This window comes from Delftia deserti (assembly GCF_042653485.1).
GTDB classification, from domain to species: domain Bacteria; phylum Pseudomonadota; class Gammaproteobacteria; order Burkholderiales; family Burkholderiaceae_C; genus Comamonas; species Comamonas acidovorans.
Genome location: NZ_JBHSIH010000001.1, coordinates 7,074,641 through 7,089,775, shown reverse-complemented (window position 1 = coordinate 7,089,775; position 15,135 = coordinate 7,074,641). Strand labels below are relative to the sequence as shown.

The window sequence follows — 15,135 nt, the reverse complement described above, 5'->3', positions numbered from 1 at the left end:
CTGGTTTTATGTATTGCACAATCCATCAATGCCCGCCGCCCCCGTACGCTCCGCCCCCACGCGCGAAACCTATTCCGAACTGCAGCAGGCCTACGAGCACTTCAACCAGCGCCTGTTCGACGATGCCCTGCCCCATTGCCTGATCACGCTGCAGCGCGAAAAGCGCACCTGCGGCTACTTCTCTGCGGCACGCTTTGCGTCGCTGGACGGCAGCACCACGGACGAGATTGCGCTCAACCCCGCCTACTTCGCGGCCGTGCCCATCATCGAGACGCTGCAGACCCTGGTGCATGAGATGACCCACCTGTGGCAGCACCACTTCGGCAAGCCGGGCCGCGCGCGCTATCACAACGAGGAATGGGCGGACAAGCTGGAATCGCTGGGCCTCATGCCCTCGTCCACGGGCCGGCCCGGCGGCCGGCGCACGGGCGACATGATGGCCGACTACGCCATTGCGGGCGGCCCCTTCCTCGTGGCCTGCGAGCAGTTGCTGACCACGCGCTTCCAACTGAGCTGGTACGACCGCTTCCCGGCCATCGAGCATGTGGTGACGGGCCAGTGGAGCATGGCCACGCAGATCCAGGGCATGCAGGGCACGCAGCCGCCCATGTCCTCCGTGCCCGCCCTGGCCGAAGCCGTGCGGCCCGTGGGCACCTCGGTGGCTGTGCCGGGCTCCACCACCGGCGAGACCATGGTGCAGCCCGTGAACAAGTCGCTACGTGTCAAGTACCGCTGCGGCGGTTGCGCGGCGCCCGTCAATGTCTGGGGCAAGCCTGGGCTGAACCTGATCTGCGGCGATTGCGGCAAAGGCTTCACAGCCCAGGATTGATCAGCGGGCAGGAGTCTTGCGCGGCAGCTCCAGCATCGCCTCCAGCCCGCCCCCCTCCCGATTGCCCAGCACGATGCGCCCGCCATGCGCCTTGGCCACGGCATCGGCAATGGACAGGCCCAGGCCAAACCCGCCCGAGCCCGCGTTGCGCGAGGCCTCCATGCGGTAGAACGGCTCCAGCACCTGGGCCAGTTGCTCCTGGGCAATGCCCGGCCCGCGGTCCAGCACGTCGATGCGCAGCAGATCGTCGCTGTCGCTGATGCGCAGTTCGGCGTCGCGGCCATAGCGCAGCGCGTTCTCCAGCAGGTTCTGCAGGCAGCGGCGCAGGCTGTGGGGATAGCAATCGAGCGGGCGCAGCGCGCGGCCCGTGATGGGGATGTGCACTCCATGCGCCTCGCCCAGGTCCTGGGCCACGCCCTGCACCAGGGCGTTGATGTCCAGCGCCTGGCGCTCGCCGCGCGCGTCGGCGCCGGTGAGCATGTCCAGCGTGGCGGTGACCATGGCCTCCATCTCCTGCAGATCGCGGCGAAATTTGTCGCGCAGGGATGCCGGCTCCAGCATTTCCGAGCGCAGGCGCAGCCGCGTGATGGGCGTGCGCAGGTCGTGCGAGACGGCTGCAAAGAAACGCGTGCGCTCGGCCACGCCATCGGCAATGCGCTGCTGCATGGCATTGAAGGCCTGCGCCGCCTGGCGCACCTCGCGCGGGCCGTCCAGCGGCAGCGGCGGGCTTTGCAGGTCCTTGCCCAGCGCGTCGGCCGCGCTGGCCATGCGGGCCAGCGGGCGCATGGCCAGGCGCACGGCCAGCAGCGCCACCACCACGACCACGACGATGCGCAGCAGGTAGATGCGCAGCACATAGTCGGCCAGCGCCCGGTAGGGCCTGACGGGGTAGCCTGCCTCACCCTCCACGGCCTGCACCTGCAGCCACTGGCCGTTGCCCAGGCCCAGCAGCATGCGCACATGGGCTTCGGGCTCATGGGCGGTGAGCAGGGTTTCCGCGCCGCCGTGCAGCTCCAGCGCCAGCAGGTGGAACGGCACGGCCGCGCCCACTCGCCGCGCCAGCACATCGGCCAGCAGATCGCTGGCCATGGCGTCGGCCGCATCGGCGGGATCGGACGCCTTGTCTTCCATCAGGGGACGAGCACGGGCCGCATCGATCAGGGTCAGCTGATAGCCCTGCGTGCTCAGCGCGCCCACGGCGGCGGCGCGCGCCTCGGGAGGCAGGCAGGACAGCAGCAGCAGCGAGTCGGCCGCGCGCGCGCCCAGCAGGCGCAGCGGCACTTCCAGCAGCTGGCCGCGCCGGCTTTCCCACCAGATGGTGCCCGTCAGCGCCTGGGCCGCCAGCATGCCGGCCACCAGGATCAGGGCCACGCGCCCGGACAGCGTCTGCGGCCACAGGCGCTGCAGCAGCGCGCCGGTCTGTGCCCAAGCCATCACGATGCCTGCGGCACCACGTCGCAGGTCAGCACGTAGCCGGCGTTGCGCACGGTGCGGATCAGGCTGGCCTGGCGGGCGGGGTCTTCAAGATGCTGGCGCAGCCGGCTCACGCAGACGTCGATGGCGCGGTCCTGCGCCTGGCGCTCGCGGCCGAACACATGGTCGGCCAGGTAATCGCGGCTCAGCGTGCGGTGCGGGTTGCTGGCCAGCGCGCAGAGCACGCGGTAGTCGGATTGGGCCAGCGGCACCAGCACGGCCTGGGGCGAGCGCAGCTCGCGCGCACGCATGTCCAGCGTCCAGCCGGCAAAGCGCAGCACGGGCAGGTGCTCCGGCTCGCTGGCCGGTGCGGGCGCCTGCGCCACGCGGCGCAGCACCACCTTGATGCGGGCCAGCAGCTCGCGCGGATCGAAAGGCTTGGGCAGGTAGTCGTCAGCCCCCATCTCCAGGCCCAGGATGCGGTCCAGCAAGGCGCCGCGCGCCGTGAGCATGACCACGGGGATATGGGTGCGCTCGCGCAGGCTGCGGCACAGGGCCAGGCCGTCGGTGCCGGGCAGCATCAGGTCCAGCACGATGAGGTCGGCCGCATGCCGGCCCAGCCAGTCCCACATGGCCAGGCCGTCACCCACGGCGGCCGGGCGCATTCCCGAGGCGCGCAGGTAGTCGCACAGCAGTTCGCGGATGTCGGGATCGTCGTCCACCACCAGGATGCGCGGCCCCTGGGCGGCCGGGGATGCGGCGGTTGGTGCGCTCATGGATTGCATTGGCGCATGGCGTTTTGTAATGGAATGTTGTGGCGGCGGCCTGTGCAATGGAGCATTGCATTTGCCCGGCGGCCGCTGGCCTGTCTGCGCTGTCGCGTCACTAGAGTCCTGCTCGTCAATAAGAACGATTTTCATTCTAGTGATTCGCTGCCATGTCTTCCCGTCACTCCAACAGTTTCCCTCCCGCCCTGTCCACCAGCCTTGCGCTGACGCTGGGCGCCTTCTCCTGCCTGGCCGTGCCCTCGCTGGTCGTGGCCCAGACTGCGACCAAGGCCACGGCCGAGCTGGACGCGATCGAAGTCCGCTCCACGCGTGAGACCCCGGCCTACCAGCCCGCCGCCGTACAGTCCCCCAAGCTCACCCAGCCGCTGCGCGACACGCCGCAGAGCATCAGCGTGGTGCCTGCCGAGTTGATCCGCGAGCAGAACGCCCAAAGCCTGCAGGAGGTGCTGCAGAACGTTCCCGGCATCACCTTCACCTCGGGCGAGGGCAATCTGGGCTGGGGAGATTTCTTCACCATCCGCGGCTTCTCGGCCGAGCAGGCCATCACCATCGACGGCGTGCGCGACGCGGGCATGGCCAGCCGCACCGATACCTTCAACCTGGAGCAGGCCGAGGTCTACAAGGGCACGGGCTCGGTGGAGTCGGGCGTGTCCGCCGTGGGCGGCAGCGTCAACCTGGTCAGCAAGGAGGCCGGGCGCGACACCTTCTACAACAGCTCGGCGGGCGCGGGCAGCGATGGCTACCGCCGCGTCACGGCCGACCTGAACCGCAGCGTGGGCGAGACCGGCGCCGTGCGCCTGAACCTCATGAAGCACCACAACGACGTGGCCGGCCGCGACGTGGTGGACTACGACCGCTACGGCGTGGCGGCCTCCTTCGCCCACGGCCTGGGCACTTCCACGCGCACCGTGGTCAATATGTTCCACCAGGTGGACGACAACATGCCCGACGGCGGCCTGCCCATACAGCGCGGCACGGGCGGCCGGGCCATGCCGGGCGTGCCGCGCCATGCCTGGTACGGCGCGTCTAACCTCTACACCCAGCAGTCGCGCACCGACACGGTGACGGCGCGCATCGAGCATGACCTGTCCCCGGACACCACGGTGCGCAACCAGTTCCGCTACGAGCGTGCCGACAACTGGAGCGTGCTGGCGCCTGCGCGCTTGAACAGCGGCAGCAGCAAGAACTCGCTGGGCTATGTGGGCCTGGGGCCGCTGATCGCCGGGCCGGGCGGCGTGCTCTCGTATGGCGACTACGGCCTGGTGGACACCACGGGCGCCAGCGCATCGTTGCGCCTGGCATCGGTGCCCGTGTCCAAGCGCTACACCATCGCCGATAACCAGACCGATGTGCGCACCCGTTTCGAGACGGCAGGCTTCAAGCACGACCTCACGGCGGGCCTGGAGCTGTACCGCGAGACCTATGGCGACCGCGAGCGCAGCATGGACCTGCCCACGGGGACGCTGGGCTTCGACATGGCCAACCCGTCCACCGTTTTCCCGGGCACGCCCACCGTGGTCGGCGCAGGTAGCGCCAGAGCCTCGGTGCAGAACGCGGGCGTGTATGTGAACGACACCATCACCTTCTCGCCGCAATGGCAGGCCCAGACCGCCCTGCGCTATGACCGCTGGCAAGCCGGCAACGGCAGCGCCAGCCGCACCGACGGCGCCCTCAGCGGCCGGCTGGGCCTGGTCTACAAGCCCGCCAGCGAAGGCTCCATCTATGTCTCGTACAGCCGCGCGGCCCAGCCCTCGGCCGTGGGCGTGACCACCAACAATGGCGTCTATGGCACGGCGGCGCAGCTGGCTTACGCACCGGCCCTGTCGCGCACCTGGGAAGCCGGCAGCCAGTGGGATGTGCTGGGCGGTCGCCTGTCGCTCACGGGCGCCGTGTTCCGCACCGAACTCAGCGACTCCTGGGAGTACAACGCCGACAACGCCTCGCCCATCCGCGCCCTGCCGTCCAAGCGCGTGCAGGGGTTCGAACTGGGGGCGCAGGGCGAGATCACGCCGCGCTGGTCCGTCTCCGCAGGCCTGTCCCACCTCAAGAGCCGCATCACCAAGGGCGCGAACGAGGGCGCCGAGGCCAGGAATGTGCCGGACTGGAGCGGCAGCGTCTGGACCTCCTTCCTGGTGACGCCGGCCGTCACCCTGAGCTGGGGCGCGCAGTACGTGGGCGAGCGCCGCTATGCCGACAACGTGATGGTGGGAGGCCAGAACAACACCTCCAGCACGGCACCCGGCGCCAACGGCGCCCATCCCATCTACGTGGCAGACCACGAGAAGGCACCCAGCTACCTGGTGCAGAACCTGGCGCTGAGCTGGCGCATCAACCGCCAGCTCACGGCCCGCTTCAACATCAACAACCTCACCAACCGCTTCTACTGGAGCCGCATCGGGGCCTCGCTGGACGGCTTCCAGCTGTACGGCGTGCCGGGCGCGGGCCGCACCTACACGGCGGGCCTGGACATGTCCTTCTGAGCCGGGCCTTCCCATGAAATCCATTCCCCGTTTTCCCACACGCCGTGCCCTGCTGGCGCTGGCCGCAGCCTGCGCCGCCGCCCTGCTGTCCGCCTCCGCGCTTGCGGCCTCACCTGCCGGCACCGCTGCCAATGCACCGGCTGCCACGCTGGTCGATATCGTCGGTCGCACGGTCGAGATTCCCGCCAAGGTGGAGCGCATCCTGCTGGGCGAAGGCCGCTTCCTCTACGCCCTGGCCCTGATCGAGGGCGAGCAGCCCCTGGCACGCATCGCCGGCTGGCAGGGCGAGCTGCCCTTTGCCGACCCCAACGGCTATGCCGACTACCGGCGCCGCTTCCCGGCCATAGACCGCATCCCGGTCATCGGCCGCACCTCGGAGGACAGCGTCAGCGCCGAGCAATCGGTATCGACGCGGCCCGACATTGCCATCTTCGGCCTGGGCGGACATGGGCCGGGGCGCCAGAGCGGCCTGGTCAAGGATCTGCAAAAGGCCGGCGTGCCCGTGGTCTTCATCGACTTCCGCGCCCAGCCCGTGCGCAACACCCTGGCCAGCATGCGCATCCTGGGCAAGGCCGTGCACCGCGAAGAACAGGCCGAGGCCTATGCGAGCTTCTACGCGCAGCATCTGCAGCAGGTGCGCCAGCGCGTGGAAGGCATACCGTCCAGCCAGCGCCCGCGCGTATTCGCCGAACTGCTGGCCGGCGTCTGGGACGGCTGCTGCCACACCGTGGGCAAGGGCAACATGGGCGAATTCATCGAGGCGGCCGGCGGCATCAACGTCGCGGCCGGCAAGGTGCCCGGCGCCATAGGCGACATGCACCAGGAAGCGTTGATCGCCGCCGACCCCGAGGTCTACATCGCCACCGGCAGCCGCCCGCAGAGCAACCGCCTCATGCTCAAGGCGGGCAGCGGCGTGGCGCCGGCCGACCTCTCGGCCAGCCTGCAGGCGCTGGCCGCGCGCCCCGGCTTCGAGGTGCTGGGCGCCGTGCGCCAGGGCCGCGCCCACGGCCTGTGGCACAACTTCTACGACGCGCCCACCAACATCCTGGCCATCGAGGCCATGGCCAAGTGGTTCTACCCAGAGCGCTTCCACGACATCGATCCCCAGGCCACGCTGGACGAGATCAACCGCCGCTTCCTGCCCGCCCTGCCCATGCACGGTGCCTTCTGGGGCGATGCACCTGCCAAGGCAGCGGCCACGGCGGCCAGCGGAGCCGCGCGATGAACATGGCCGCCGACCTGCCCATGGAGCTCGCCAGCCCGGCCGCCAGCGCCACGCCGCTGGCCAGGGGCTACCGGCGCCTGACCGCACTGCGCGTGCTGGTGCTGGCCCTGCTGGCTGCGGCCATCGTGGGCGCGCTGCTGCTGGACTTCACCACCGGCCCCTCAGGGCTGGCGCTGGACCAGTTGATCGCCACTCTGGGCCATGCCGACCAGGCGCCGCCTGCGCTGCGCGTCATCGTCTGGGACATTCGCCTGCCCTACGCCTTGATGGCCGTGGCCGTCGGCCTGTCCCTGGGCCTGGCCGGCGCCGAGATGCAGACCGTGCTGGCCAACCCGCTGGCCAGCCCGTTCACGCTGGGCCTGTCCTCGGCCGCCGCCTTCGGCGCGGCGCTGGCCATCGTGCTGGACTGGAGCCTGCCGGGCGTGCCCACGGCCTGGGCCGTGCCTGCCAACGCCTTCCTGTTCGCCATGGCCTCGGCCCTGCTGCTGGACCTGATGGCGCGCTGGGGCGGCATGAGCGCATCGGGCGTGGTGCTGTTCGGCATTGCCCTGGTGTTCAGCTTCAATGCCCTGGTCTCGCTGCTGCAGTTCGTGGCCACGGCCGAGGCGCTGCAGGGCCTGGTCTTCTGGACCATGGGCAGCCTCTCCCGTGCCACCTGGCCCAAGGTGGCCGGTCTGGCCGCCGCGCTGGCCCTGGTGCTGCCGTTCTCGCTGCTCAACGCCTGGCGCCTCACTGCCTTGCGCCTGGGCGAGGACCGTGCCGCCAGCTTTGGCGTGGACGTGCGCCGACTGCGCCTGGGCGCCCTGCTGCGCATCAGCCTGCTGGCCGCGCTGTCCGTGGCCTTTGTGGGCAGCATCGGCTTCATCGGCCTGGTGGCACCGCACATCGCGCGCCGCATGGTGGGTGATGACCACCGCTTCTACCTGCCCGCCGCCGCCCTCGTCGGCGCGCTGGTGCTGTCGCTGGCCTCGGTGGCTTCCAAGACGCTGATCCCGGGCGTGATCATCCCGGTGGGCATCGTCACCTCGCTGGTAGGCATTCCCTTCTTCCTGGCCATCGTGCTGCGCACGCGGGGGCGGACATGAACACCCTCCTGAATACTCCGCACTTCGCACCCACCTGCCTGCCACCTCTCACGGAGGATGGTCTGCAGATCGAGGGTCTCAGCGTCGCCTACGGGCGCCGACGCGTCATCGAATCGCTGGACATCGCCCCGCTGCGCGCCGGCACGCTCACCGCGGTGCTGGGGCCCAACGGCAGCGGCAAGTCCACCCTGCTGCGAGCCCTGGCCGGGCTGGTGCGCGCCCAGGGCAGCATCACGCTGGAAGGCCAGGACCTGCAGCACGCCAGCCTGGCCGAGCGCGCGCGCCGCATCGTCTACCTGCCACAGGCCCTGCCGGCCGCCGTGCACCTGCGCGTCATCGAATCGCTGCTGGCCGCGCGCAAGGCCTCGCCACACACCACGCGCCCGCAGCAGGCCGGCTCCCCGGATGCGGTCACCCAGGCCGCCGCCCTGCTTGAGCACCTGGGCATCGCCCACCTGGCCATGCGCCACCTGGACGAACTCTCGGGTGGCCAGTCCCAGCTCGCAGGCCTGGCCCAGGCCCTGATCCGCGAGCCGCGCGTGCTGCTGCTGGACGAGCCGCTGTCCGCCCTGGACCTGAACCACCAGTTCCACGTCATGCAGCTGGTGCACGAGCAAACGCACCGCCACGGCATGACCACCCTGGTCGTGCTGCACGACCTGGGCGCCGCCCTGCGCCATGCCGACCGCGTCATCGTGCTCAGGCAAGGCCGGCTGCTGGCCGACGGCCCGCCCGCCCAGGCCATCACCCCCGCCCTGCTGTCCCGCGCCTACGGCGTGCAGGCCCGGGTGGAGCCTTGCTCCCGGGGCCTGCCCCAGGTCATCGTGGACGGGCTGGCGGCTGCGGCATGAGCCCGCCATCGCATCCACATTTCCATCCCTTCTTTCCTGGAGATTCCCGAATGCCTATCCGCATCACCGCCGCCGCTGCATTGCTGGCCGCCTTCTGCCTGAATGGCCAGGCCCAGCATGCCCACGCCGTGCCAAGCTCCGAAGCAGCCAGCACCGCCTGCGAAACCACCATCGAAGGCCAGCCCGGCAAACGCTTCAGCCTGGCCGAAATCCGCGTCAGCCCGCGCTGCGACACTTTCACCGTGCACCTGGTGCACACCGGCAAGAAGCCCTGGCAGCAAGCCGGCCACAACTGGGTGCTGGCCCGCAGCGCCGACATCGACGCCGTCATCGCGGACGGCCTGCGCGCCGGACCCGAGCATGCCTGGGTGGACCACAGCGACGCACGCGTGATCGCGGCCACGCAAATGCTGTCGGGCGGCGAGCACGCCTCGGTCACCTTCCCCGTGGCGCGGCTGCGCCAGGGCGAAAGCTATACCTACTTTTGCTCGTATCCATCGCATGCCCTGCCCATGCGGGGCCGGCTGGTGCTGGGGGATTGAAAGGGAAAGGGCCTGCGCCCATTCACTTGCGCAGCGTGGCCACCAGGGTCACCTCGGGCACGCCTGCCAGTGCCTTGGACAGCGGGCACTGGGACTTGGCCTCCTGGGCGATCTTCTGGAACTGCGCCTCATCGATGCCGGGCACCTTGGCATCCAGCGTGAGTGCGATGCGGTCGATCTTGAAGCCTTCGCCATCCTTGGCAAGCCGGACCTTGGCCGTGGTGTCCAGCATCTCGGTGGCGATGCCCGCCTTCTCGCAGGCAAAGGCAAAGGCCATCGTGAAACACGCCGCATGCGCGGCGCCCACGATCTCCTCGGGATTCGTTCCCTTTCGGTCATCCCCGAAGCGGCTGCCGAACCCGTAGGGATGGTCCTTGAGCGCGCCGGTCTCCGTGCTGATGCGGCCCTGGCCGGTCTTGCCTGCACCTTCCCAATGGACGGAAGCGGTTTTCTCGGACATGTGTTTCTCCTGTGCGTTGGTTGGACAAGCCGCCATCACAGCACAGTCGCCACGGGGCAAGGCGTGGTCCCGGGGCGCGCCAGCCCCTGCGCGCACGTCCTACAGAGCCAGGCTTAAACACTCATCCAGCGATCTTTGTGATGGCAAAGCCGGCTCCTCACCCCACAAACACCTGCCGCGTATCCGTTCGCCCCACGATCACCGCCGCCAGCACCGCCGCCCCGGCCGCAACCCCAAAATTCGCCAGATAGGCCGCCTGGGCCGAAGTCTCCAGCAAGGCCGCGAACAGCGATCCGCCAATCGCCAGGGTGGCCGCCACGGCAATGGCCTCGCACAGCTGCAGGGCCGAGCTGTTGGCGCCCTGCTCGCCGGGCGCGGACATGGACAGCGTGAGCACCGACAGGCTTGCCGAGAGCAGGCCCATGCCCAGCCCCGACACGATCCAGCCCGCCACCGCCACCCACACGGGCACGGCCGGCCAGGCCACCGATGCCGTCAGCAGCACGCCCGCCAGCACCGCGCTGGTGCCCACACGAAGGAAGCGGTGACGGCTCCAGCCGTTGCGGCTGTGTCCCTGGTACCAGGAAGCGGAACACCAGCCCAGCGCACCCGCGCTCAGCACCAGCCCCGCCATGGGCGCTGACAGCCCGTGCTCGCGCGCCAGCACCAGCGGCAGGAACGCCTCGGCCCCGAAGAACGCTGCAAACACCAGCCCGCGCAGGGCGATCACGCTGGGCAGCCCGCGCCCGGCGCGCAGCGTGCCGGCCGGCAAGAGCTTCCAGGTGCAGACCAGCGACAAGGCCGCGGCCACCGCCACCGCCCCCAAGGCGCTCGCCGATTGCCTCTGCCCGCCCACATACAGAAGGCAGATGCCCGTGGCCGCGCCCAGGGCCCACAGCCCGCGCCGCACACCGCCCTGCATGCCCCGGCCATGGCCGCCCAGGCCTTGGAGCGCCGGGCGCAGCATCGCCCCGGCCGGCAAGGCCAGCAGGGGCACGCTCAGGAACACCCAGCGCCAGCCCAGGTGCTCCACCACCAGGCCGCTCAACGCCGGCCCCACCAGCGCGGGCACCACCCAGGCCGTGGCAAACGCCGCAAAAATACGCCGCCGCAGTGCCTCGGGATACCGCCGGCCCACCAGCACATACAGCGCCACCGACATGCCGCCCGCCCCCAGCCCCTGAACCAGCCGCCCCGCCAGAAACACCGGCATGGAAGGCGCAAAGCCCGCCAGCAGCAATCCCGCCACAAAACACGCCATGCCAGACCACAGCGGCGCCGCCGGCCCGCGCGCGTCGCACCAGCCGCCGGCCACCGTCATGCCCACCACGCTGGTGGCCAGGGTCACGCCAAACGCAACCGCATACAGCGGCACCCCATCGAGCGCGCGGGCCACCGCCGGCATGGCGGTGGCCACGGCCAGGGCCTCAAAGGCAATCAAGGCCACCAGCGAGACGATGCCGATCGTCGTCATGCGGTAGGGAGAGGACAGGATGGACCAGCTCTCGGCGGTCGTCGGCCGGACCTGATCGTCCAGCGTGAGGGAATCTTGATGGGGCATGGATGCTTCTTGGTTGCAGGGTCTGCGCCGGCCGTGGCGCAGTGCCATGGCGACGAGAAGCCTGGAGCATGCAACCTCAAGTGCGGTTGAGATCAAGGGGGTCCTGCCCCCAAGTACCTCTTACCGCTCGATCACACGCCAATACTGGCCAGAGGAGCGGCTGGTGGCCGGCAGCATGACGGCAATGCCATTGTCATTGGCGGTATCCAGCACGACGGCATCCGACAGGAAGCGGTTGTAGAGATGGAACTGGCCCGGCAGGTCACTGGGCGCACAGCGCCATTGCTGGCCGCTGAAGCGTGGGGAGTCTCCCGCCGACGCCGTCATCTTCAGTTCAAGATGCGGTTTCCCGGCCACGCTGGCGACATCGAGCGCCATGGTGCCCGGTCCGAACGCCGCATTCTGGACAAGCCAGTAGCCCTTGCCGGTGCGCAGGAACCTCCATCTGTCGGCGCCCAGAATCATGGCCGGGACGGAAATCTGCCATGGCTCGAAGTTGAACAACCCGGGAGGCGACACAAGGCCCGTGCCCTGCAGCAGCGCTACCGCGTTGCGCCTTTCGCTCCAATACAGGTTCTGCAGCCCGACCCATTGGCGGTCCTTGAGCATGGGGCATTGGTCGTACAGGGAGTCGCCCGTCTCGTAGCGCCGAAAATCCGCATCGCTGAGCCGCTGGGCCGAGAGTGCGTGCGCCTCGGCGGAGATCCGTGCCAGTTCCCGCATGGCGGCCGTCATGGCGATCAAGGGCGCGGATGAACCACGCACCGGCCTCACCGGCAAGATGCGGCGAGCATTTGCAAGGTCGGAGGCCACGGCCCGCCAGCGCAATGCCAGGGTGCTGAATTCCGTTGCCATCGCCTGCGGCGCGGGCCCAAGGCGGACCACCGCGTTTGCCGGTGGCGGCTGCCTGGCATGGTGCGCGGCGGCCACGCGAAGCAGCGAGGCATGACTTTCCAGCTGCGCAACTACGGGTGCAGCCGCCGCAATGGCCGCATCCATCTCCGTCTCGACGGTTGCGACACCCGCATTCCATCGGGCCTCGTCCAGCGGCGCGTCGGGGGTCAGCGAAACGGCATCCAGCTGGTCGCACAGCTGCTGCAAACGCCCCACGGCCTGCCCCAGCTTTTGCACCGTATCGGCCAACCCGTCGATACGTGCACGCAGCGTGCCCCAATCGGCCGATGCCGCCTTCAGCGCAGGGAACGACGGCATGCTCTCCAGGTTCCTTGACAGCGTCATGCGGCCGCTGGCATCGTCCAGATCAAGCCCGGTCAGGAACGAGAACTCGGCCATATCGGTCCATACCTGCCTTGCGACTGGCTCACGCGCGGGCTCGGCTTCGACGCGGCAGCTTGATGCCAGGGCGCCACCGCAGCACAGCGCCGTGGCAGCGGCGGGCAGCCACAGAAGCCGCGTCATCTGGCGGCAGTGCCGGCCATCAACAGGCGCAGGGCCCGAGGCGCTGCCGGCATCTGTCGGGGCTCCAGCACTTCGATCAGCCACGTCGTGAACGGCGTCGGGCAGACGTCTCCCAGGTGCTGCGAGAACTCGATCTGGTCGCCGGCGTAGGTGAAGTTGATCTTCAGGGGCGAGCAGAAAAGCCTCTCGTCCCCGTTGCCCGTGCTGTCGTGAAAGTCGCTGCCGGTCACCATGTCGATATTGATGCGCTGGGCCGAGGCATCGGCAAACTCCAGCCAGGCCTGCACCGAAGAAAGGCGGATGCGGCGGTAGCTGGCCAGTGCCGGATGGCTGGTGGCAATGGACAGGCTGATGGGCTGCCCATGCGCCAGCTGCTGCAGCAGCGCGGCGTCAGTGACCCGCAATTCCCGCCGCAGATCCCCTTGGGTCCTGGCATTGGCCGCCTGCGCGCTGGCGTGGTCTGCCAGCAGGGTGGCGTGTGCATCTGCCATGGCAGCGGCCGTGCCCGGCATCGACAGACGGTGGCCGGGCTGCTTGCCGGTCTCGTAGGCCTGTGCGGCGCGGGCCCCGAAGCAGTCCACGAAGAAGCCGCGGCGCGCACTTTCTGCCCTGAGGGTGATTTCCCCCTGCAGCCGCGCGCTGCGCACCATCTCTGTCAGCGCCTGCTGCTCCAGCGCCTGCAGGCGCTTGCGCTTGCCGATCACCGCAACGTATTCCAGCTTGAGCGTGGCAAGCTCACGGGCAATGGCATTCTTGGATGCGCTTTGCTCTGCCAGCAGGCGGCCATGGACGGCCACCTTCTGCACCTGTGTCTTGAGGGTGTTGGCAGCGTTGCGCACGGCCGCCTCGGTGCCTTCCGTGGCAAGCACCAGATCCAGCCGGTTGACTGCATCGTTCTCCAGCACCGTCCAGGCGGCCTTGGCTTCATTGGCATCCGGCATGAGCGCAAGTGCACGCATGGTGTCGCCCAGCTCCCGGGAAATCCCCTCGACATCCAGCCCGCCCAGCGGCCCACGGATCACCGGCAGCACCGCATTCAATGCGCCCTTGGCGGGATCCACCAGATTCTTGAGCGTGCTGGAGTTGTGCCTGGCCCATTGCAGCGGAATGGCAAACGACTGGCCCAGGGCCTTCAGCGCCTTGAGCGGGCCGTCTATGCTGCCGCCAAGCGTCTTGGCCTGCCCGTACAAATCCTTCAGGCCGAGCACGCCTTTCTGACCGGTCTCGGTCAACGCCTTCGGGTCGGGCGGCACGCCCACGCACAGGGCGGCCACGCTGCCCGCGACTGCGATGACGCCAAAGGCGATTTCCAGGCTCATCTTCACGGTGCGCACGATCTGGGCAACGTCGCTCGCCAGCTTCAGCCGCAGGGCGGAAAGTTCCGCTTCAAGCTCCTCCTGGCGCACCGTGCGTGCGGCGCGGTCAAGGGCCTCGATCTGCTGAATCAACCGCTGCTCCAGCTCGGTGCAACGTGCCTCCAGCGTCTTGAGGTCCAAGGTATCCCGGTCGGCAAACGCCTGCGCGACGCTGCCCACGGCACCTGCCAGCTCGCCGCTGGCGCGCAGGCTGCGCAGGTGGGCCTCCATGGCCGCCATCACCTCCTGCCGGGCCTTGGCCAGCGACAGGTAGCTTCCGGCGCTCAGATCAGGAATCGGCCTGGCCAGCCCGGCAACGCCCATGGCCGGCAGCAGACGCTGCAGCGAACCCGCCGCCTGGATCAACTCGCCAAACCCGGACTCGACCCCTGACCAGCGCGTGATCCAGCCCAGCGCCTCATGGCACAACGCCAGTTCGGCCGCGCTATGGCCGGGCCTGCCCGCCATGCCGGCGCTCAGGGCAAACAGCGCGGCCAGCACCCTGTGCATCGGCTCGCCATGCTCCAGCAGGCCGGGCGGCACGGGGGTGTGCTTCACCACAGCCCGGTTGTCCTGCCACAGGAAATTGCTGAACTGCGGCCGCGCCACCGTGTCCCAGGCCTCCTCCAGCGCATAAGCGGTGTCGCGCGTGGGGCCGCCGTACAGCGTGAACCGGCCCTCCACGGTTTCCACGAAAATGCGCACCCTGCTGAGCTCGTTGTCCTCGTCATGCAGCATGCGCAACACCGTCGTGCCTTCGGAAACAATGCGGCGGGCAATCACCGTCAGCCGCCGCACCGCACCGTCAAGCCGCCTGTCGAACCCCTCGGGCACCACCACGGTATCGGCATGGATGTCCAGCGCCTGCAGGCCAGCCGCGTCGGCCTCGTCCAGCAACACCTTCAGGTCCACCACCAGATCGGCCACGATGCCGAAGGGATTGAAGCTGCCGTCCGGCGCCCGGCCACCGCTGCAGACCAGCGGCCCTGGCGGCACCAGGCCCTCGGCTCTGTAGCGATCGATCAGGGTTCGCAATTCAATGGGAGTTATCGCGGCAGTGAGCGCGGCAGTGAGCGCGGGAGTCATTGCTGAAGTCATGGCGGGTGGTTCCAGGTAAGGCACTGCAC

Annotated in this window: 12 protein-coding genes; 6 read left to right on the top strand and 6 right to left on the bottom strand. The window is 69.2% G+C overall.

Annotation, left to right across the window (positions count from 1 at the left end; translation table 11 throughout):
• Positions 1 to 28 precede the first annotated feature (28 nt).
• Positions 29 to 829, top strand: coding sequence for a SprT-like domain-containing protein (locus ACFPFG_RS33260; protein WP_374617748.1), 801 nt, complete (start codon positions 29 to 31; stop codon positions 827 to 829).
• Here ACFPFG_RS33260 and ACFPFG_RS33255 read toward each other — a convergent pair whose 3' ends face one another.
• Entirely contained in the window at positions 830 to 2,263 is a 1,434-nt protein-coding gene (locus ACFPFG_RS33255) for an ATP-binding protein (RefSeq protein ID WP_380110136.1), read from the bottom strand.
• On the bottom strand, positions 2,263 to 3,027 hold the full coding sequence (locus ACFPFG_RS33250) for a response regulator (RefSeq protein WP_183021449.1): 765 nt from the start codon (positions 3,025 to 3,027) through the stop codon (positions 2,263 to 2,265). The genes ACFPFG_RS33255 and ACFPFG_RS33250 overlap by 1 nt, the downstream gene beginning before the upstream one ends.
• A gap of 152 nt (positions 3,028 to 3,179) precedes the next feature.
• Between ACFPFG_RS33250 and ACFPFG_RS33245 the strand changes: the two genes are divergently transcribed.
• The 5 genes from ACFPFG_RS33245 to azu are packed head-to-tail and all read left to right on the top strand — an operon-like array spanning position 3,180 to position 9,213.
• On the top strand, positions 3,180 to 5,510 hold the full coding sequence (locus tag ACFPFG_RS33245; RefSeq protein ID WP_380110134.1) for a TonB-dependent receptor: 2,331 nt from the start codon (positions 3,180 to 3,182) through the stop codon (positions 5,508 to 5,510).
• A 13-nt stretch (positions 5,511 to 5,523) separates the two neighbouring features.
• A complete protein-coding gene (locus ACFPFG_RS33240) occupies positions 5,524 to 6,735 on the top strand; it encodes an ABC transporter substrate-binding protein (RefSeq protein WP_380110132.1) in 1,212 nt (403 codons plus the stop codon).
• Complete coding sequence (locus ACFPFG_RS33235; RefSeq protein ID WP_380110131.1) at positions 6,732 to 7,820, top strand: FecCD family ABC transporter permease; 1,089 nt, start codon at positions 6,732 to 6,734, stop codon at positions 7,818 to 7,820. The genes ACFPFG_RS33240 and ACFPFG_RS33235 overlap by 4 nt, the downstream gene beginning before the upstream one ends.
• Positions 7,817 to 8,671, top strand: coding sequence for an ABC transporter ATP-binding protein (locus tag ACFPFG_RS33230; RefSeq protein WP_380110129.1), 855 nt, complete (start codon positions 7,817 to 7,819; stop codon positions 8,669 to 8,671). Before ACFPFG_RS33235 ends, ACFPFG_RS33230 begins: the two co-directional genes overlap by 4 nt.
• A gap of 50 nt (positions 8,672 to 8,721) precedes the next feature.
• Complete coding sequence (gene azu / locus ACFPFG_RS33225) at positions 8,722 to 9,213, top strand: azurin (RefSeq protein WP_380110127.1); 492 nt, start codon at positions 8,722 to 8,724, stop codon at positions 9,211 to 9,213.
• A gap of 22 nt (positions 9,214 to 9,235) precedes the next feature.
• On the opposite strand, the gene ACFPFG_RS33220 is transcribed toward azu, so the two are convergent.
• The 4 genes from ACFPFG_RS33220 to ACFPFG_RS33205 form a co-directional block, all read right to left on the bottom strand.
• Complete coding sequence (locus ACFPFG_RS33220) at positions 9,236 to 9,673, bottom strand: OsmC family protein (RefSeq protein ID WP_380110124.1); 438 nt, start codon at positions 9,671 to 9,673, stop codon at positions 9,236 to 9,238.
• Between the two features lie 157 nt (positions 9,674 to 9,830).
• A complete protein-coding gene (locus ACFPFG_RS33215) occupies positions 9,831 to 11,234 on the bottom strand; it encodes an MFS transporter (RefSeq protein WP_380110122.1) in 1,404 nt (467 codons plus the stop codon).
• A 120-nt stretch (positions 11,235 to 11,354) separates the two neighbouring features.
• A complete protein-coding gene (locus tag ACFPFG_RS33210) occupies positions 11,355 to 12,527 on the bottom strand; it encodes an RICIN domain-containing protein (protein ID WP_380110120.1) in 1,173 nt (390 codons plus the stop codon).
• Between the two features lie 122 nt (positions 12,528 to 12,649).
• The gene (locus ACFPFG_RS33205; RefSeq protein ID WP_380110118.1) at positions 12,650 to 15,106 is read right to left on the bottom strand and encodes a hypothetical protein; all 2,457 of its coding nucleotides are present in this window, start codon (positions 15,104 to 15,106) and stop codon (positions 12,650 to 12,652) included.
• Between the last annotated feature and the right edge of the window lie 29 nt (positions 15,107 to 15,135).

Excerpts from the sequence above, each read along its gene's own strand:
- ACFPFG_RS33220 (WP_380110124.1), bottom strand. The coding sequence starts at position 9,673 with ATGTCCGAGAAAACCGCTTCCGTCCATTGGGAAGGTGCAGGCAAGACC.
- ACFPFG_RS33210 (WP_380110120.1), bottom strand. The coding sequence starts at position 12,527 with ATGGCCGAGTTCTCGTTCCTGACCGGGCTTGATCTGGACGATGCCAGC.
- ACFPFG_RS33235 (WP_380110131.1), top strand. The coding sequence starts at position 6,732 with ATGAACATGGCCGCCGACCTGCCCATGGAGCTCGCCAGCCCGGCCGCC.
- ACFPFG_RS33245 (WP_380110134.1), top strand. The coding sequence starts at position 3,180 with ATGTCTTCCCGTCACTCCAACAGTTTCCCTCCCGCCCTGTCCACCAGC.
- ACFPFG_RS33255 (WP_380110136.1), bottom strand. The coding sequence starts at position 2,263 with ATGGCTTGGGCACAGACCGGCGCGCTGCTGCAGCGCCTGTGGCCGCAG.
- azu (WP_380110127.1), top strand. The coding sequence starts at position 8,722 with ATGCCTATCCGCATCACCGCCGCCGCTGCATTGCTGGCCGCCTTCTGC.
- ACFPFG_RS33260 (WP_374617748.1), top strand. The coding sequence starts at position 29 with ATGCCCGCCGCCCCCGTACGCTCCGCCCCCACGCGCGAAACCTATTCC.
- ACFPFG_RS33240 (WP_380110132.1), top strand. The coding sequence starts at position 5,524 with ATGAAATCCATTCCCCGTTTTCCCACACGCCGTGCCCTGCTGGCGCTG.
- ACFPFG_RS33205 (WP_380110118.1), bottom strand. The coding sequence starts at position 15,106 with ATGACTTCAGCAATGACTCCCGCGCTCACTGCCGCGCTCACTGCCGCG.
- ACFPFG_RS33215 (WP_380110122.1), bottom strand. The coding sequence starts at position 11,234 with ATGCCCCATCAAGATTCCCTCACGCTGGACGATCAGGTCCGGCCGACG.
- ACFPFG_RS33230 (WP_380110129.1), top strand. The coding sequence starts at position 7,817 with ATGAACACCCTCCTGAATACTCCGCACTTCGCACCCACCTGCCTGCCA.
- ACFPFG_RS33250 (WP_183021449.1), bottom strand. The coding sequence starts at position 3,027 with ATGCAATCCATGAGCGCACCAACCGCCGCATCCCCGGCCGCCCAGGGG.